Source organism: Streptomyces sp. NPDC020742 (assembly GCF_040641675.1).
Taxonomy (GTDB): Bacteria; Actinomycetota; Actinomycetes; order Streptomycetales; family Streptomycetaceae; genus Streptomyces.
In genome coordinates this window covers 37,491-54,105 of record NZ_JBFAEA010000023.1, presented here as the reverse complement: position 1 = coordinate 54,105, position 16,615 = coordinate 37,491, and the positions used below count along the sequence as shown (strand labels likewise).

Annotated in this window: 17 protein-coding genes and 2 pseudogenes; 7 read left to right on the top strand and 12 right to left on the bottom strand. The window is 69.5% G+C overall.

Translation table 11 applies throughout. From position 1 onward, the window contains the following. Positions 1-186: 186 nt before the first annotated feature. On the top strand, positions 187-420 hold the full coding sequence (locus AB0G84_RS29105) for a hypothetical protein (RefSeq protein ID WP_361327096.1): 234 nt from the start codon (positions 187-189) through the stop codon (positions 418-420). A 1,051-nt stretch (positions 421-1,471) separates the two neighbouring features. Here AB0G84_RS29105 and AB0G84_RS29100 read toward each other — a convergent pair. The 8 genes and pseudogenes from AB0G84_RS29100 to AB0G84_RS29065 all read right to left on the bottom strand — a co-directional run. Further along, complete coding sequence (locus AB0G84_RS29100; RefSeq protein ID WP_361327093.1) at positions 1,472-1,855, bottom strand: hypothetical protein; 384 nt, start codon at positions 1,853-1,855, stop codon at positions 1,472-1,474. Positions 1,856-1,956: 101 nt separating this feature from the next. Beyond that, positions 1,957-3,018, bottom strand: a complete 1,062-nt coding sequence (locus tag AB0G84_RS29095; RefSeq protein WP_361327090.1) for a peptidase inhibitor family I36 protein — start codon at positions 3,016-3,018, stop codon at positions 1,957-1,959. Positions 3,019-3,165: 147 nt separating this feature from the next. Beyond that, a pseudogene (locus AB0G84_RS29090) lies at positions 3,166-3,327 on the bottom strand (site-specific integrase); the annotation flags it as partial. Positions 3,328-3,484: 157 nt separating this feature from the next. Further along, complete coding sequence (locus AB0G84_RS29085) at positions 3,485-6,052, bottom strand: FtsX-like permease family protein (RefSeq protein WP_361327087.1); 2,568 nt, start codon at positions 6,050-6,052, stop codon at positions 3,485-3,487. Positions 6,053-6,176: 124 nt separating this feature from the next. Further along, positions 6,177-6,959, bottom strand: a complete 783-nt coding sequence (locus AB0G84_RS29080) for an ABC transporter ATP-binding protein (protein ID WP_361327084.1) — start codon at positions 6,957-6,959, stop codon at positions 6,177-6,179. Positions 6,960-7,146: 187 nt separating this feature from the next. Beyond that, the gene (locus tag AB0G84_RS29075; RefSeq protein WP_361327081.1) at positions 7,147-7,845 is read right to left on the bottom strand and encodes a response regulator transcription factor; all 699 of its coding nucleotides are present in this window, start codon (positions 7,843-7,845) and stop codon (positions 7,147-7,149) included. Next, positions 7,838-9,457 carry a histidine kinase gene (locus AB0G84_RS29070; RefSeq protein ID WP_361327078.1) on the bottom strand — a complete coding sequence of 540 codons (1,620 nt, stop codon included), beginning with the start codon at positions 9,455-9,457 and terminating at the stop codon, positions 7,838-7,840. Before AB0G84_RS29070 ends, AB0G84_RS29075 begins: the two co-directional genes overlap by 8 nt. A gap of 258 nt (positions 9,458-9,715) precedes the next feature. After that, a pseudogene (locus AB0G84_RS29065) lies at positions 9,716-9,946 on the bottom strand (site-specific integrase); the annotation flags it as partial. Positions 9,947-10,117: 171 nt separating this feature from the next. On the opposite strand from AB0G84_RS29065, the gene AB0G84_RS29060 reads away from it, so the two are divergent. The 3 genes from AB0G84_RS29060 (at position 10,118) to AB0G84_RS29050 (ending at position 12,416) form a co-directional block, all read left to right on the top strand. Continuing rightward, positions 10,118-10,492: a peptidase inhibitor family I36 protein gene (locus AB0G84_RS29060; RefSeq protein ID WP_361327075.1), complete on the top strand. Its 375-nt coding sequence runs from the start codon at positions 10,118-10,120 to the stop codon at positions 10,490-10,492. Between the two features lie 129 nt (positions 10,493-10,621). Next, the gene (locus AB0G84_RS29055; protein WP_361327072.1) at positions 10,622-11,491 is read left to right on the top strand and encodes a hypothetical protein; all 870 of its coding nucleotides are present in this window, start codon (positions 10,622-10,624) and stop codon (positions 11,489-11,491) included. Positions 11,492-11,948: 457 nt separating this feature from the next. Further along, entirely contained in the window at positions 11,949-12,416 is a 468-nt protein-coding gene (locus AB0G84_RS29050; protein ID WP_361327069.1) for a hypothetical protein, read from the top strand. A gap of 174 nt (positions 12,417-12,590) precedes the next feature. Here AB0G84_RS29050 and AB0G84_RS29045 read toward each other — a convergent pair whose 3' ends face one another. The 4 genes from AB0G84_RS29045 to AB0G84_RS29030 all read right to left on the bottom strand — a co-directional run bounded on the left by AB0G84_RS29045 (position 12,591) and on the right by AB0G84_RS29030 (position 15,388). Next, the gene (locus tag AB0G84_RS29045) at positions 12,591-13,169 is read right to left on the bottom strand and encodes a VC0807 family protein (RefSeq protein WP_361327066.1); all 579 of its coding nucleotides are present in this window, start codon (positions 13,167-13,169) and stop codon (positions 12,591-12,593) included. Between the two features lie 272 nt (positions 13,170-13,441). After that, entirely contained in the window at positions 13,442-13,861 is a 420-nt protein-coding gene (locus AB0G84_RS29040) for an arsenate reductase ArsC (protein ID WP_361327063.1), read from the bottom strand. Beyond that, on the bottom strand, positions 13,854-14,984 hold the full coding sequence (gene arsB / locus AB0G84_RS29035; protein WP_361327060.1) for an ACR3 family arsenite efflux transporter: 1,131 nt from the start codon (positions 14,982-14,984) through the stop codon (positions 13,854-13,856). Before arsB ends, AB0G84_RS29040 begins: the two co-directional genes overlap by 8 nt. Beyond that, complete coding sequence (locus AB0G84_RS29030) at positions 14,981-15,388, bottom strand: metalloregulator ArsR/SmtB family transcription factor (RefSeq protein WP_361327057.1); 408 nt, start codon at positions 15,386-15,388, stop codon at positions 14,981-14,983. The genes arsB and AB0G84_RS29030 overlap by 4 nt, the downstream gene beginning before the upstream one ends. Before the next feature lie 79 nt (positions 15,389-15,467). Between AB0G84_RS29030 and AB0G84_RS29025 the strand changes: the two genes are divergently transcribed. From AB0G84_RS29025 to AB0G84_RS29015, 3 genes are all read left to right on the top strand, one after another. Next, a complete protein-coding gene (locus AB0G84_RS29025) occupies positions 15,468-15,944 on the top strand; it encodes an ArsI/CadI family heavy metal resistance metalloenzyme (protein ID WP_361327054.1) in 477 nt (158 codons plus the stop codon). A 172-nt stretch (positions 15,945-16,116) separates the two neighbouring features. Further along, positions 16,117-16,314, top strand: a complete 198-nt coding sequence (locus tag AB0G84_RS29020) for a hypothetical protein (protein WP_361327051.1) — start codon at positions 16,117-16,119, stop codon at positions 16,312-16,314. Then, positions 16,301-16,615, top strand: coding sequence for a transcriptional regulator (locus tag AB0G84_RS29015; RefSeq protein WP_361327048.1), 315 nt, complete (start codon positions 16,301-16,303; stop codon positions 16,613-16,615). The genes AB0G84_RS29020 and AB0G84_RS29015 overlap by 14 nt, the downstream gene beginning before the upstream one ends.

Genomic DNA, 16,615 nt, shown 5'->3' with positions numbered 1-16,615 from the left:
CGGGCGACTTACGGGCGCCCCTCGGCGAAGCTGACCGTTGGGTGGTCGCCGGGATGACGCGGTAGCCGGGGCGCTCCGCGGCCCCTCCAGGTCGCGGCCCTGTTCGAGGCTCTGACTATGCTGACCGCTGCGCGGTGGGTGCGAGACGGTTGCGCCACTCCGGTTGCTCTTGGGAGAGGTGTGGGTATGGCCAAGCCTGTGCGTGCGGCTGTCGGGAAGGTGTGGATCAAGTGCACTTTCTGTCAGGGCGATCTGTTTCGGGACCGTGAGGTGAAGCTCAACAGCTCCGGCATGGAGCTCATGAACTTCGGCTGGGCGAACGAGTCGGCGACCGGGCTGATCTGCTGGAGCTGCGGCTATGTGCACCTGTTCGTGAACAGAGACCTCGAACTGTACAAAGTGAAGAAAGACAAGGGCTGATGTAGGTCCCGCTCGTAGGTGGTCGGCGAGCGCAGGCTCTCCATAGGAGCTGTCCGGTGGGTCATGGGGTGACTCACCGGAGACGCCCCAGCGCACCAGAAGCGCACCAGTTGGGGCGGAGAACCACGGTCAAGAGGGGTTCGGCCCGAGGGTTCGCTGCCGTGCCGCGGTCAGCCGTTTCACCTGGTCAGCGCGCATAAGTGCGGCAAACGGCCGGTGATTCCCAAGCTCAGAGCGCGGGTTCGATTCCCGTCACCCGCTCCATGGCGAAGGCCCAGGTCAGCGACCTGGGCCTTGTTTGCCGTCTAGACCATTTTCGGTTCGACCAGCCCTATCCGCTGACGGAGGGGCCGACTTCGCGAACTCCCGCACTGACGCATGCACCTTGAGGGCCAAGCGTCTCGAATGGCGAGGCGCTGCTTCTGTGGCTTGGGTCAGCTGCGTCTGAGTTGTCGTGAGATTGTGGATGCAAAATGGGCCTGCGGTAAGGGCATTCGCCTGGCGCCTTGCCTGCGCTCCGGAGGGCGAACGCGCTCCGCCGAAAGCACAGCGCGGCGAAGGCAAGACCAGCATTGCTGACCGATCCTGCCTTCGCCATGCATAGTCTCTAAGACTTGATCCGTAATTCAGGCGCAGTCGATCTTGAGACGGTGGAGCGCAACCACGGCCCAGTTGGTCTGGTTGATCATGTCGCCGCTTCGGCAGTGCTGGCATAGGACCTGGAAGTCCTTGAGACGGGCGATGCCCTGTTCGGCCCGTGCCCGCCGCTTGGTGAACGCCTTGCTTTGCTGCGGCTGGTGATGACGTCGGGGAAGACCAGGATTTGCTGTGGGCGACCCATCTCAGCGAGGAGCCGCTGACCGCCGGCACCCCCGGCCCCCCTCCGCTGCCGCGCAACCCTGCCCGTGGCATCCAAGTAGGACAGCCCGTCCCCGCCCCGCTCGATCGCACCGCCAGCCCCGCAGTCGTCGCTCTTGCCCCAGTACGGCCCCGCACCACGAAGGTAACCAGATGAGCTATTCCGGACCTGAGGCCGGGATAGGCCGGCGGGTCAGCCGGTGACTGCGCTGCCGACGCGCTTGCCTTCGGCGTTGAACACGCCAACCATGACGGGCTTGGTGCCCCTGTCCTTCCACGCCATGTAGTGGGTGATCAGCTCATTGATCTTCTCCGACGCTGGTGTGCCTTTGGCGTTGATGACGAGGTAGGTGTAGGGCTCGTCGCCGTGGACGGTCGTGATGATCTGCTCCACACCGAGCGTGGGCCTGTCCTTGGGCATCAGGGATGCGGTGAAGGTGGCGGCGTCCGCGTGGTTGCCGGTGTCGTCGCCGGGCGGCTGGGAGGGCAGGGTGGCTGGGATCGCCTGATCACCCTGGGGTTCGGTGCTGCAACCCGCCGCCAGCAGACAGGCAGCAGCGGCCGCGGGCAGGGTCAAGCGTAGGGGTGTACGGCGCATATGGGTGCTCCAAAGCGGGCGGGCGGGCAGGGAACAACGCCCCGGCCCCGTACCGCGCGCCGGGGCATCGCTTGAGGGCTTTAAACCTTCACGGCGTCAGCCCGGTCGTTCCACGACCCGGACCCAACCCCCGAATAGTCGATGTCGGCGTAGTTCCTGAAGCAGTTACCCAGGGGCATGATCATTTCCGGGTCGGGCATCATGTTGCGGTAGTCGATGATGGGCGATCCGCCCATCTCGTCGTTGTTGCAGCCCGACGAGGCCCGGTCGCGGAAGTTGTATTGGCCGAGGGTCTTGACTCCGTCCTCGGACCACTGGAGTTTGCGCCCGCCGTAGTTCTTGTGCTGGTACAGGCACACCCACCCGAACGCACAGTTGGCAGCTGCCTTGGTATTCACCTTGCTGGTTGCAGCGGTCTTGCCCTTGGCTTCGGCCTTGGCTGTGTTGGCCGCGGTGATGTCCGCGCGCCCCTTGGGGGGAGCGTCGGGGAGGTCGCCGGGGTGCGCCTTCTTGTAGGCGGTCATGTCGGCGCTGGCCTGCGTGTCGGTGTCGAAGCACTTCACCGACAGGTCGGGGTACTCGGAGCACACCATGGCCCCGCCCCAGTCCTTGCCGAGGTCGATCTTCTTTCCCTTGTAGGTGGCGATGACCGGTCCCTTGCGGGCGGAGGCGTCGCGCTCACGGTCGGCCTGGTCGGCCTTGCCCGTGTTCACCTGCTCCGAGGTGAGCGGCCATTCGCTGGCCATCGCGGTCCCCGTCACACCGAGCGCCACCATGGCACCCATGCCCAGAACGGCGATGGTTTGAGTAACTTCAAGGAAAACTGCCCCAGTTGAGTGTCTCGCGACCATTAATCCTACAATTGGAGTGGTGTGGGCCGCAGGATTTTCCGTATCCAGACACGGTGCTGCGGACCGTCGCAGAGCGGCCCCGCGCTCGCCCACGATGAGGAGTCCGTCCGGTTCCTTCTCGGCGAACCACTGAAGGTGGCGACGCAGCTCGGGCACGATGAAGTCGGGCAGGTACACCGCACGTTTGCCCGCCCGCGACTTCGGATCGCCGATGACCTTCTTGCCGTTGGTCAGCTCCGGCGCGGCGCGCCTGATCCACACCACTCCCTCGTCGACGCCGGCGTGCCCCAACGGCGCGGCGGCACCTGGAACGCCAACTTTGCGGCATCGGCCGTCTCCTGCCGGGGCCGTGCTCGCCGCCCGCTCCACGGCACCAGCCCCAGGTCAATGACCTGGGGCTGGTGTGTTCTCGGCCGAGGAGGCGGTCGGGGGGTGCGGGCTCCACTTCTGCCCGCACACCTCGCCTCGCCGCAGTCCACGGAAGACGATCAGGTGCCGCAGCGCGTAGAGGCGGTCCTCCGCGACGTGGTCGAGGAAGCGGCTGGTGTGCTCCGGCGTCCGGAGCATCACGGGTGAGGGCTTCTCGCCGGTGCGCTTCCAGTGAAGGGTGCCAGCCGGCCACATGTCCAGCCAGTCGCCGACGGTGAGACGGCTGGTCAGGTCCAGGCCGTGGCTGAGGCGCCGCCGGGTCCCTTCGGCGTTCGGCAGGGGGGCCTTCTCCTCGGCTGCCTTCTCCGGCAGCTCGGCGATCTGGGCCTCAGGCCGACTGGATCGAGCTCAGCATGTTCAGGCGGGCTGCCCGGCGGGCCGGCCAGATCGAGGCCAGGACGCCGATCGCCAGGGCCAGCACCAGGAAGATCCCCAGCCTCCCCCACGGCAGCGCCATCTCGTACGTCGTCACCGACGACGCCAGCATGCTGCCTCCGGCCCAGGCCAGGAAGATGCCCGTGCCGATCCCGAGTACCGCGCCGAACAGGGAGATCACTATCGACTCCAGCCGGACCATCTGCTTGATTCCGGCGTGGTCGAGGCCGATGGCCCGCAGCATCCCGATCTCCCGGGTGCGCTCGAAGACCGACATGGCCAGGGTGTTGACGACACCGAGCACCGCGATGACGACGGCCATGCTGAGCAGCCCGTACATCATGTTGAGTGCCGTGGTCATTGCCCCGCCTGCCGCCTTGATGAATTGCTCCTGGCTTTCGACCTTCAGCAGGGGGCTGTCGCCGAGCGCGGCACGGATCTTCCGCTCCAGGCCCGCGCCCTTGCCGGGCTCGACCTTGACCAGTACCTTGTCGAGCTTCTTGGTGCCGGAGGACGGGAAGACGTCGGCGAGTGTGCCCAGCGCATCCCGCGCAGCGCGGGTCTGGGCGTAGATGCCGACGACCGTCAGCTGCTTCTTCTTGGTCTTGCCGGTGTCCGTGCCGACGTCGAGGGTGGCGCCGAGTGTGAGGCCGGCCTTCTCGGCGAACGCGTCGGAGACCGCGATCTTCCCGGGGCCGATGTCACGCAGCGACCCGGCGTGGAAATCGAGCTCCGCGGTCTTGCCGAACGCCTTGGGGTCGGTGCCGGTGATGGCGGCGGGCCCGCTCTTGGTGTCGAATCCCGTCGAGGTGACGGGAACGGCCGCGGCTACCCCGGGCACCCTCGCGACCTTGTCGGCCGCGCCCACTTCGAGACCGCCGCGGTGGAAGCTGTTGGAGACCGTGTAGTCGGCGGTCAGTCCCTGGGCGACCTGCTTGTCCATGGCCTGTTGGGTGGAGTACCCGGCGACGGTCAGAGCGGTGATCAGGGTGAGCCCGATCATCAGGGCCGATGCGGTGGCGGCGGTGCGGCGCGGGTTGCGCAGCGCGTTCTCCTTGGCCAGCTTGCCGGTGACGCCGTACCAGCGGGTGGTGACCTTGCCGGCCAGGGTGATCAGCGGCCGGGAGAGCAGCGGGGCCAGCACGATCATGCCGCTCAGGGTCAGCCCGGAGCCGAGCATCGCGATCTGCAGGTGCTCCTTGGAGGTGATCCGGAAGGTGGAGACGTGGAGCATCACCAGTACCCCGGCCCCGGTGAGCAGGGCGCCGAGCACGTTGCGGATCACCAGGGCGCGGGTGGGCGGCGCCTGGTCGACGCTGCTGAGCGCCTCGATGGGGGCGATCTTCGCGGCCTTGCGGGACGGCAGCCAGGCGGCCAGTACGGTGACGAGGACGCCGACCGCGAGCGAAGACTCAACGGTCGAGGCCGAGATGACCAGCGGCCCGTCGGGCAAATCGGCGCCGGTCGCGTTGAGCAGCGGGCGCATGGCGGCGGCGATGCCGAGACCGAGCACGAATCCGGCGGCGGAGGCGCCGAGGCCGAGGAGGGCGGCCTCGGCGAGGACGGAGCGTACGACCTGGCGGCGCGAGGCGCCCACGGCCCGCATCAGCGCGATCTCGCGGCTGCGCTGGGCGATGAGCATGGTGAAGGTGTTGGCGATGAGGAACACGCCGACGAACAGCGCGATGCCGGCGAACACCATCAGCAGCTTGGGGAGGAACCCGCTGTCCCCGGAGCCCCCTGAGGACTGCTCGGCTGCCAGGTCGGCACCGCTGACAACCCTGGCGCCCTTCTCTGGAAGCAGCGTTTGCACCCGGCCGGTCAGCGCACGCTCATCGGTACCGGCCTTGGCCGCGACCGTGATCTCGTCGAACTGACCGGCGTGGAGGAACAGCTTCTGCGCGGTCGGGGTGTCGAAGAGGGTGAGGGTACCCCCAGCGGCGACCCGCGGGTCGTCGGTGGAGACGGTACCGACCAGCTTCTTGGTCAGGGCAGGCCCGTCGATGGCGAAGCGGACGGTGTCGCCGATCCGGTAGCCGGTCTTCTCGGCGGTCCTGGTGTCCAGCACCAGCTCACCCTCGGCTGCGGGACCGCGGCCTGCTGTCAGCGGGAAACGGCTGTCCTTGCCGTCCTTGCCGGGCAGGTAATTGGTGGCCAGGTTCTGCCAGTTGTTGTCGGCGTTGACCGGGCTGCCGTCCTTGGCGGCCAAGGTGGCCGTGCCGTTGACGGTGGGGCGCACCGAGGCGACGCCGGGCAGCGCGCTGATCTTCTGCGCCAGCCCGGTGTCAAGGACGGTGATCGGCTTGCCTTCCGAGCCGCCGGGCCCGGAGGCGCCATCGGCCTGTACGGAGGCGGCCACACCCTTGAGGTTCTTGGCGGCGGCGTTGTGGAAGGAGCCGGCGACACTGTCGCCGAAGACAAGGGTGCCGGAGACGAAGGCGACACCGAGGAGGACCGCGAGTGCGGTCATGAGAAGTCGGGATTTGTGCGCAAGGACGTTGCGCAAGGCTGTACGCAGCATGTCGGAGCCAGTCCTGGAGGTACGCGGTCGGGATGGGGAGGCCGTGCGGGAGGGAGGCCGAACGGGAGGGAGGCCGAACGGGAGGGAAGCCGTGCGAGCGGGGGAGCCGTGCGAGCGGGACGCGTCAGCTCGTCCGTTCCTCGGTGTCGAAGAGCCGCATACGGTCGAGCACGGCCTCGGGGGTGGGGTCGGACAGATCGTCGATCAGCATCCCGTCGGCAAGGAAGACCACCCGGTCCGCGTAGGAGGCGGCTACCGGGTCGTGGGTGACCATCACCACCGTCTGCCCCAACTCGCGTACCGATTCCCGGAGGAAGCCCAGGATTTCCCCGCCGGAACGGGAGTCGAGGTTGCCGGTCGGCTCGTCGGCGAAGACGATCTCCGGCCGTCCGGCCAGCGCGCGGGCCACGGCGACGCGCTGCTGCTGGCCGCCGGACAGCTGCGACGGACGGTGCCGCAGCCGCTCGGAAAGACCGACCGTCCCCACGATCAGCTCCAGCCAATCCTGGTCGGGCTTACGGCCGGCGATGTCCGCCGGAAGCGTGATGTTCTCCAGCGCATTCAGCGTGGGCAGCAGGTTGAACGCCTGGAAGACGAAGCCGATCTTCTCCCGCCGGAGCCTGGTGAGTTGCCGGTCGCTCAGGCCGGACAGTTCGGTGTCACCGATACGAGCAGACCCGCTGGAGATCGAGTCGAGCCCTGCCATGCAGTGCATCAGCGTCGACTTGCCGGAGCCGGACGGCCCCATGATCGCGGTGAATTGACCACGGCCGAACTCCACGGAGACCGAGTCGAGGGCAAGGACGCGGGTCTCGCCCTCGCCATAGACCTTGGTCAGCTCCGCTGCGCGAGCAGCGACGTCCACGGGGGCCCGGAGGCCAGGGTTACGGGTGGCGGGCTGCGACATCGGGACTCCTCGCGGTGGTGCGGTGCGGAACTCCCGACCATCGTGGCCGCGGCCCACCCCCGCATGCGTCGCTCTGGGGTCGGGAATACGCCGCCTACCGAAGGGCAGACCCGCCGCGGCCGTGTCACCCGCACGGACCATGGCCCCTCTGCCCAAAGAGAGACCCGACGGCCCCGCCGGGGAGGGCTCAGCCCATGAGCCCGGCCTGGTGCGCCAGCAGCGCCGCCTGTACCCGGCTGCCGCACCCCGTCTTCGCCAGGATCGACCGGACATGGGTCTTGACCGTCCCCACACCGATGCCGAGGCGTCTGCCGATCTCCTGGTTCGACAGCCCCTTCCCCAGCATGACCAGCACCCCCCGCTCCCGGTCCGTCAGCCCCGCCAACCTGCCGTCCGGGGCGGCGGCCCCGGCGCCGGCCCCGCCGCCGCTCAGCATCCGCCGGACGACGGTCCCGGTGACGCCGGGCGAGAGGACCGCGTCCCCCGCGGCCGCCGCCCGTACCGCGCTGATCAGCGCCTGCGGCCCCTCGTCCTTGAGCAGGAAGCCGGTGGCGCCCGCCCGCAGGGCCCGGAGCACGTTCTCCTCGTCGCCGAAGGTGGTGAGCATGACCACCTGCGGCGCGGGGGCGAGGGCGACCAGCGGTTCGACGGCCGCAAGCCCGTCGAGTACGGGCATACGGATGTCGAGGAGCACCACATCGGGCCGGAGCTCGGCGGCGAGCCGGACGGCCCCGGCCCCGTCGGCCGCCTCGGCCACCACCTCAATGCCGTCGGCGTGCCGGAGGATCAGCCGGACGCCGTGCCGGATCATTTCCTCGTCGTCGGCGAGCAGCACCCGGATCGCGGAACCCGCCCCGGAGTCGGCGGAGTTGGCCTGGTCAGTCATGCGTCCTTCTCCCACGGGGTGGTTCGGTCGCCTTCTCGGTCACCATGGGGACCGAGAAGCGGTCGATCGCAATCAGGATGTCGGACCGGAAGCAGTAGCGGACGATCTCCAGCCGCTCGCCCTTGGGAATCCCGCGCGGGAACGGGTACAGACAGTCCGTGGCGGAGGCCGGCCGCGGCGGCTCGCGCCCGGCGGCGGCCGCGCGCACCCCCTGGTCGTCCGGTGCCACGGCGCGCTCCACCCGCTCCCTGGTCATTCCTACCCGGGGCTGCTCGGGGGTCCGGTGCTCCGAACCGCGGTGTGCAAAGGCCAGCAGCGCGACCCCGAAGAACATCAGCGCGCCCACCCCCGCCAGGCCGAGCAGCCCGGTGACGGCGCTGACCAGGCGCCGCTGGAGGGCGGAGAGCTCGCTGCCGGGCCCGTCGACGGCGGCCGGTCTGGCGTCGTATGGGTCCGTGTCCGCCGTCTCCGCGCCGGGCCCGGGGTCGGCGGGGATGTCGGCCGCCACGGCGAAGCCGCCACCGGGCGTACGGTGTGCCTCCAGGCCACCGCCGAGCAGCGCCACCCGCTCCCGCAGCCCGATCAGCCCGCGCCCGGTGCCGAGCCCGGTCGTGGCAGTGGGCGGCACGGGCGGCACGCCGTTGCGCACCGCTACCTCCACCCGCTCGTCGGCGTGCCGGACGGCGACGGTCACATGGGCCCCGGCCGCGTACCGGTGGACGTTGGTGAGCGACTCGCGCACCACCCTGTGGACCGCCCGCCGCACCCGGGCCGGCCGGGCGTCGAGATCGGGCCCCTCCCAGGAGAACTCGACGGGAATGCCGCCGCGGCGTGACTCCTCGACCAGCGCCTCGATGTCCGCGCGCGTTCCCGTCGCCTCCGTCAGTGCATCGGTGCCGGTGTCCCGCCCCGACAGGCCCAGGACCCCCAGCACCCCCCGCAGCTCCTGCATCGCGTCCCGGGCGGCACGGCCCACCACGGCGGCCTCGTCCTGCAGTCCGGGCGCCTCCCTGGACAGCGCCATCTCCAGCCCGCCGGCGTGCAGGGAGACCAGGCTCAGGCGATGCCCGACCAGATCGTGCATCTCCGCCGCGATCCGCGACCGCTCGCGCATGCGGGACTCACTGTCTGCCAGGCGCCGCGCCTCCTCGGCGGCGGCCGTGCGCTCCCGCAACGCCCGCAGCAGCCGATCCTGCTGCCCTGCGACGGTGCCCACCAGCCCGGGAATGACCACCGTGGTGGTGACGAGCACCGCACTCAGCATCAGACCGAACGACCTGCTGCCCACCTCCAGCACGGGCGCGGACGCCGCGCAGACGGCCACCGTTACGGCAGCCGCACCGAGCAATAGCCTGGCTCGCTGCCGCGGCGTCTCCAAGTGCCGGGCCGCGGTGTAGGCGGCTACCGCGGTCAGCAGCGCCACGGCGGGCATCACCCCCATCAGCACCGCCAGCCCGAGCAGGCTGACCACCGGGAACCTGCGCCGCACCAGCACCAGCGCGATGCCGACGAGCCCCAGGGCCACCCCTCCGCCCTCCAGACTCGCGTCGATCGGCGACTCAACCGTGTAGACGAGCAGCACCAGCACCCCGGCCAGGACCGCCTCACCCACTGCCCGCAACAGTTGCCATCCGCTCTCCCCGGGCCCGGCGAAGGGGCTTCGGACACGGCGGTTCTCGGTGGCAGGTGGAGCGCTGGACGGCATAACGCCGATTATCGGGGTCTTCCTTCAGGGACGCCCTGCGCCTTGGGGACGACCCGCCTCTACCCAAAGGCAGAGGCCCCACCGAACGGCAGAGGCCCCACCGAAAGGCAGCGGAACGAGTACGGGCAAGGTTCGGGCCAGAGGCGGCCCGGCGCCGCAGCAGGTCAAACGCCACCGCGGGCCCGTGGCGTCCGCGACCGAGTCGACCTGCTCGACGGTGGCCGTCGGCCGCTCCTTGGCCTTCTCGCTGCCCGCCCCCTTGATCCGGCAGGGGTTGCGGCGGATCAGCTCGTCGTCTGCCGCCGTCTCCATGACGGCCCTCAGGGGGCCGGTAGGACGTGGCGACCGTCGTCGCGCCGTTGCCTGGAGCCGCTCGGCACGCCAGGTGCGCAACGCCTCTCACTGATCATTCGAACCTCCTCGAATCACCTTTTGTCGCGCTGTATCGAGGGCTTGAATCATCGTGCTGCACGGGCCGCGCTCCCCGCCTCGGGGCATGGGCGGACCGGCCAGCACACGACCAACATCACGTGCATCACGTGAGCATGACCAAAAGGGGAACACATCGTGCGTATCCGTCACATAGCCGCTGCCGGCGCCGCCGCTGCCGCACTCACGCTCGGTGCCGCGCTGCCGGCCTCCGCCGATGCCCACGCGGACGTCGCCGCGGCCAAGGGCCGTGTCACGAAGGTCAAGGTCTACCAGGACGCCAAGTTCAAGAATCGGAGGACGACCTTCACTCACAACATGCGGAACCTGAAGCACGATGGCTGGAACGACACCATCAGCTCCGCCAAGAACCTGGGCAACCGCACGGTCACGTTCTACCAGCACGCCGGCTACACGGGCGCCAGCTTCTCCCTGAAGCCGCACCACGAGGAGGCCCACTTCGGCCACCACTCGGGCATGAGCGACGCCACGAGCTCCATCGAGTTCAACTGACCGCAGGTCCGTTCAGTAACGAACACCGACGGGCGGGGTGCGGCGACTGGAGCCGCACCCCGCCCCACCTGCCGCCGGACCCCACGCGCCACACACCGCGCACCGCGCACCGCACGACGAGAGGCAACCATGTCGCCCTCCCGCGCCCGGGCCACCACCGCGCTCGCACTGCTGCTCCTGGCCACCGCCGCCTGCACAGCCACGGAGCACGAGCCCACGCCCGCCCCGCACTCCCCGCCCGTGTCCCGGCAGGCCGGGCAGCTCCGGCTGCCACTGGACGCCTATGCATCAACCGTGGCCGAGACCCACCTCGTGGAAGACGCCCAGGACATCCTCGTGCGTCGGTGCATGAACGACCTGGGCATGGAGTGGAAGACCCTGCCGCGGGTGGATCCCCGGGACACCAAGCCGCCGAACCTCCGGCGATACGGAGCAGACGAGGCCTCGGCCGTCCGCTACGGGTACCACCCGCGCCCCGACCCGCCAGCGCTGGCACGGCGCAACCGCGCCTGGGACGAGCGCGACGCACTCCCCGCCGAGGTCCAGCAAGCAGCCTACGGCCGCTCCGGCAAAGGCGGCTGCCTCCAGTCCGCCCAGCAGCAACTGGTCGGCGACACCGCTGCGCCCGACGACCACGCCTTCAACCAGCTGACCGGCACCGCGCTGGAGACCTCCCGGCGTGCCCCCGAAGTACGCGACGCCCTGCACACATGGCACGCATGCATGGCCACGGCAGGCTTCGACTACCCGGACCCCTATGCCGCAGCCGGCAGCGAGCGCTGGGAGACGGCCGAGCCCACGGTGACCGAACGCGCCACCGCCCGCAGGGACGTGGCGTGTCAGAAGTCGGCGAAGCTGGTGACGGTTTGGGCAGCGGCCGAGACCCGCACCCAGCGCCGCCTGATCCAGCAGAACTCCGACCGCCTGCACGAGGCGAAAGCCCGCAAGGACCGCTGGCTGGCAGCCGCCCGCCGCGTCCTGAACCGTGACCGCGGCTGAGGCAGGGCCACGGTGCGCCTGAGGCGTGTCCGAGGCCGCGGCGCCTGGCAGGGCGAAGGCTGCTGCGCGGCCCCTGTCACCGCCACCGTGCCGTCCGTCGGCAAGCGAACCGAAGGCTGCGGCTGCCGCCCCGGCTGCGACTGCTGCGACTGCTGCGACATTCAGCCTCCTACGGCGCCACGCCCAAGAGCCACCGGCACCAAGCCCTCCACAGCCACAAGTGCACTCATCACCAACACAGTTGTGCGCTCTGGGCTAACGATTCCCCTGCCGCATTCCGACATCGTGAAAAAGCGTCAGTTCGATCACTTTCCCGTTAAGGGGCTGGGGCCTTCGAAATGGCGACCCGCCCAGAAACGGCCAATTGCGTGATCCGCGATATCCACAGGGGGAATCAATGCGCACTCTCACATCAGCCGGAGCCCTCGTCGCCGCCGGCGGCTTCACCCTCGGCCTGATGGCCGCACCGGCGGTCGCGGCGCCCGCCGCCTCCGCGTCCACCGCCTCCACCTCCCCGGCCGCGGTGCGGCACGCTGGAGACGGGGGTGGCTGGCATGTGAAGAACGCCTGGGACGCCTCCGACACCGGTGCGCCGCGTCCGGGTCACAACGGGATCGTATGCAATTGGGTCGTGTCGGACGGCGGCGTGAAGACCCGCGGTGAAGTGTGTTTCGAGCCGAACGGCGACAAGTTCTGGGTCAAGGACACGATGGCCGACGGAATGACCATCGATATGCGCGCCCTGTACGGCGGCAACACGCAGACCATCTTCGAGTGCAGGGATTCCCTCGGCAGTTCCGCGGGCTGGACGGTTTGCGAATTCTCCCGCGAGATGAGGGAGGGCCGGCAGATCAACTTCATCGCCATAGCCTGGAAGGGCAACACCCCTAAGTACAAGAGCCAGACCGCGACCGCGCAGAACTGAACGACCGAGCGGGACGGGACCTCTTGGTGGCTTCCCTTGCCACCGGGTCCGCTGGTTGCGGTGGGCGACGACGGGCTCGGCACAGTCGCCCACCGCACGTCACTGTCCAGACCGATCAAGTCGTCGCTCACCTTGGCCCACCGCCTGAGTGCGGTCGCCCTGGGGCCCCGGTCATCAGGCCAGTCGGCGCTTTCCGTAGACCTTTCCGAGCCGTACTACGACGATCAGCATCGCGACCAGCAGGGCGGAGCTGAGCACCGGGACCAGGTCGACCGGCAGGGTGTAGGCCATCACCACGCGTGCCGCGGAGTCCAGCAGGAACGCCGCGGACCAGGCCCCGGTCATCACGCGCATGGTTCGCCGGAAGCCGGGTGACCCTTCCCACCTGGCTTCCCACTCGCGGGCGGTGGCATCGGGGAGCAGTTTGACGGTCGCCGTGTACACGAACGGGCGCCGGGTGGGAACGGAGCCTGCCATCCACAGCCCCAGGAGCGCGGTGAAGTAGCTCTCCCTGGCGAGGAGAAGCCGCGGATCACCGGTGAGCAGGGTTACCGCGGCGCTGCACGCCGTGAGGCTCAGCGTGAACAACGTCGCCCCGCTGACCCGGCGTTCAGTCGCCAGCCGCCGTATCAACTGGACGACCGGCACCACACTGCTCAGTACGAGCGCCAACCACTGGTTAACCCCCGCCAGGCGTAGGCCGTAGTAGAGGCAGAGCGGGACCGCCACCTCCCCGAGGAAGGTCCGGACCATTTCCCGGCTGGGAGTGCATCGTCGGCCGACTGCCGGTTCGCCCGCCCGCGAAGCCGCCGCATCACCGGTCGGCACTGGGCTCTTCTCGGCGATGCTCGCCGGCGTCCGCATGTTCATGGTCTCGTTCCTCCCCAGGCGAAACCCATTCTTCGCGCGGTGGCGAGGCGCCGGCAGGTCCGACTATCACCGGTCAGGCAGTACAAATGTCATGCGTGCACGTCACTTGAGGAGGAAGCCGCCGCCGCTCCGGCGTCGGCGGGCTGGCGGCAGGCTCATGCCTGTCCCTCAGGGGCGATCTCGTCGAGCAGTCCGCGGATCCGCTGCTCGATGTCGTCACGGATGGGCCGTACGGCCTCGACGCCCTGCCCGGCGGGATCGGGCAACTGCCAGTCGAGGTAACGCTTTCCGGGGAAGACCGGGCAGGTGTCGCCACAGCCCATCGTGATGACGACGTCGGATGCCTGCACGGCCTCGGAGGTGAGCACCTTGGGCACCTCGGCCGAGACGTCGATGCCCACCTCGGCCATCGCCACGACGACGGACGGGTTCACGGCGTCGGCGGGGGCGGACCCGGCGGACCTCACCTGTACGCGGTCGCCCGCAAGGTGCGTCAGGAACGCGGCAGCCATCTGCGAACGCCCCGCGTTGTGGACGCAGACGAACAGCACGGAAGGCAGGGCGACTTCAGACACGGGCGGGAGCTTCCTCGGTCAGGGGTGCAGGGGAGGTGAAGAAACGGCGGGTGTACAGCGCGACGTAGACGAGGCCGATCAGTACGGGCACCTCGATGAGGGGGCCCACCACGCCGGCGAGAGCCTGGCCGGAAGAGGCGCCGAAGGTAGCGATGGCCACGGCGATCGCCAGCTCGAAGTTGTTGCCGGCGGCTGTGAACGCGAGCGTCGTCGCACGGGAGTAGGTGAGTCCGACGGAGCGTCCGAGTGCCATGGACCCGGCCCACATCAGGGCGAAGTAGACGAGTAGCGGGAGGGCGATGCGGGCGACGTCGAGCGGTTGCGAGGTGATCGCGTCGCCCTGCAGCGCGAAGAGGATGACGATGGTGAACAGCAGGCCGTACAGCGCGAACGGGCCGAGGCGCGGCAGCAGCCTCGCCTCGTACCAGGTCCGCCCCTTGGCCTTCTCACCGATCCGGCGGGTGAGGTAGCCGGCGGCCAGCGGGATGCCGAGGAAGATCAGCACGCTGCGGGCGATCTCCCACACGGAGACGTCCGCAAGCCCTCGGCTCTGCCCGAGCAGGGGAGGCCCCATCTCGCCGGACTGCTCAAGGCCGAGCCACCCGGGCAGCACGGACAGGTAGAACCAGCCGAGCGCCGAGAACGCGATGACCTGGAAGACGGAGTTCAGCGCTACCAGGACGGCGGCGGCCTCGCGGTCGCCGCACGCGAGGTCGTTCCAGATGATCACCATGGCGATACAGCGGGCCAGCCCCACGATGATCAAGCCCGTGCGGTACTCGGGCAGATCCGGCAGGAACAGCCACGCCAGCGCGAACATGAGCGCCGGGCCGACGATCCAGTTCAGCAGCAGGGAGGGCAGCAGCAGGCGGCGGTCGCGGGTGACGGTGTCGAGCCGGTCGTAACGCACCTTGGCGAGGACCGGGTACATCATCACGAGCAGGCCGAGCGCGATGGGGAGGGACACCCCGGTGACGGTGACCTCGGCGAGCGCGTCCCCGAGGCCGGGGACGAGGCGCCCAAGGCCGAGACCCAGCGCCATCGCGGCGAGAATCCACACGGCGAGGTAGCGGTCGAGGAACGACAGGCGGCCCGCGACCGCCTTCTCCGGCGCGGCGCTCACGCGGTGGCCCCGGCGGTCTCGGCGGGGGCGGCCAGGGGCTCGCCTGCGGGGCGGGCCAGGATGCCCGCGAGGCGGTCCGTCATCTCGGGCAGCAGCCAGTAGTAGACCCAGGTGCCGCGCCGCTCGCAGTCGATGAGGCCGGCCTGCCTCAGCAGCTTGAGGTGGTGCGAGATCGTCGGTTGCGACAGGTCGAAGGCGGGGGTGAGGTCGCAGACGCAGACCTCGCCCCCGGCGCGCGAGGCGATCATCGACAGCAGCCGGAGCCGCACGGGGTCGCCCAGCGCTTTGAACACCTTCGCCAGTTCGGTGGCCTGGTCCTCGTCGAGCGGTGCCGACAGGAGGCCGGGGCAGCAGGCATCGCCCTGGTCGGTCTGCCCGAGGACCTCAAGCTCTTGATTCGACATTCCTCTATGTTGACGCTTCTCGAATCAGGAGGCAACCTCGAATCGATAGACATCAATGCAAGCCGATCGGGGTGCCTCCATGTCTCGTGCACAGCTCGCCCTGCGCGTCAGCGACCTAGAAGCGTCGATCACCTTCTACTCGAAGCTCTTCGGCGCCGAACCGGCCAAGCGACGCGAGGGCTACGCCAACTTCGCCCTCACCGAGCCGCCGCTCAAGCTCGTGCTGATCGAGGGCGAGCCCGGCCAGGAGACCCGCCTCGACCACCTCGGCGTGGAGGTCGAGTCCACGGACCAGGTGACGGCTGCCACGACCCGCCTCAAGGACGGCGGCCTCGCCACGTTCGAGGAGAACGACACCTCCTGCTGCTACGCCCTCCAGGACAAGGTGTGGGTACACGGCCCCGGCAAGGAGCCCTGGGAGGTCTACGTCGTCAAGGCCGACGCCGACACCTTGGGCAAGAGCGCCGCCCTGTCCGGAGGCACCGGCAACGACGACTGCTGCGCGAGCGGGACGACCGATGCGGATCCCGTACCGGGCCGCACCTGTGGAAGCTGACGCCCGGACCTCAGACCGCTCAGCACCAGCTGCACCTTGGAGGCCCCGGACGAGAAGGACCTGGCGGGACGACAGAGAAGTCCTGGACCGTCAGGGGCGCGACGCCCCTGGTCGACGGGGGCAGGAGATTTCCGGGCGCTTCCGCACGTACGCGCTGCTCACGCTGCTCGCCGTGGTCCTGGTCGGCGTCGCCGTCCAGTTGCTGCAACCGCACTGGCACCTCGACGTGCCGTACTGGCGGACCGCGGTGGGCGCGGTGACCGGCGGCGCCCTGGCCCTGTTCGGGCCGCGCTGCCAGCGGGCGCTGCTCTCGGTCGCCGTGCGCGGCGGCCGTCGTGCAGGGGGTAGCGCCGTCCATGGCACACGCTGACTTCGATCCCGTACTCCTTGATCCCACCCGGCTGACGATCATGTCGCTGCTCGCGGGCGTGCAGTGGGCCGAGTTCGGCTGGGTGAAGGAGTCGGCGGGACTGTCCCCCTCCGCCCTGTCCAAGCAGATCAGTACGCTGCAGTCGCACGGGTACGTCGAGGTGCGCAAGGGGTACGTCGGCAACCGCCCCCGCACCTGGGTGAACCTCAGCGACGGCGGGCGGGCAGCGCTGGAGACGCACGCGGCGGCCCTGCAGCGGATCGTCGAGGAGTCACGGCGTACGGCGGGCGGGGACGCCTAG

What these genes read in the sequence shown, in the direction of transcription:
- AB0G84_RS29085 (WP_361327087.1), bottom strand. Translation starts at nt 6,052, where the DNA reads ATGCTGCGTACAGCCTTGCGCAACGTCCTTGCGCACAAATCCCGACTT.
- AB0G84_RS29075 (WP_361327081.1), bottom strand. Translation starts at nt 7,845, where the DNA reads ATGACTGACCAGGCCAACTCCGCCGACTCCGGGGCGGGTTCCGCGATC.
- AB0G84_RS29055 (WP_361327072.1), top strand. Translation starts at nt 10,622, where the DNA reads ATGTCGCCCTCCCGCGCCCGGGCCACCACCGCGCTCGCACTGCTGCTC.
- AB0G84_RS29045 (WP_361327066.1), bottom strand. Translation starts at nt 13,169, where the DNA reads ATGGTCCGGACCTTCCTCGGGGAGGTGGCGGTCCCGCTCTGCCTCTAC.
- AB0G84_RS29105 (WP_361327096.1), top strand. Translation starts at nt 187, where the DNA reads ATGGCCAAGCCTGTGCGTGCGGCTGTCGGGAAGGTGTGGATCAAGTGC.
- AB0G84_RS29025 (WP_361327054.1), top strand. Translation starts at nt 15,468, where the DNA reads ATGTCTCGTGCACAGCTCGCCCTGCGCGTCAGCGACCTAGAAGCGTCG.
- AB0G84_RS29050 (WP_361327069.1), top strand. Translation starts at nt 11,949, where the DNA reads ATGGCCGCACCGGCGGTCGCGGCGCCCGCCGCCTCCGCGTCCACCGCC.
- AB0G84_RS29080 (WP_361327084.1), bottom strand. Translation starts at nt 6,959, where the DNA reads ATGTCGCAGCCCGCCACCCGTAACCCTGGCCTCCGGGCCCCCGTGGAC.
- AB0G84_RS29015 (WP_361327048.1), top strand. Translation starts at nt 16,301, where the DNA reads ATGGCACACGCTGACTTCGATCCCGTACTCCTTGATCCCACCCGGCTG.
- AB0G84_RS29030 (WP_361327057.1), bottom strand. Translation starts at nt 15,388, where the DNA reads ATGTCGAATCAAGAGCTTGAGGTCCTCGGGCAGACCGACCAGGGCGAT.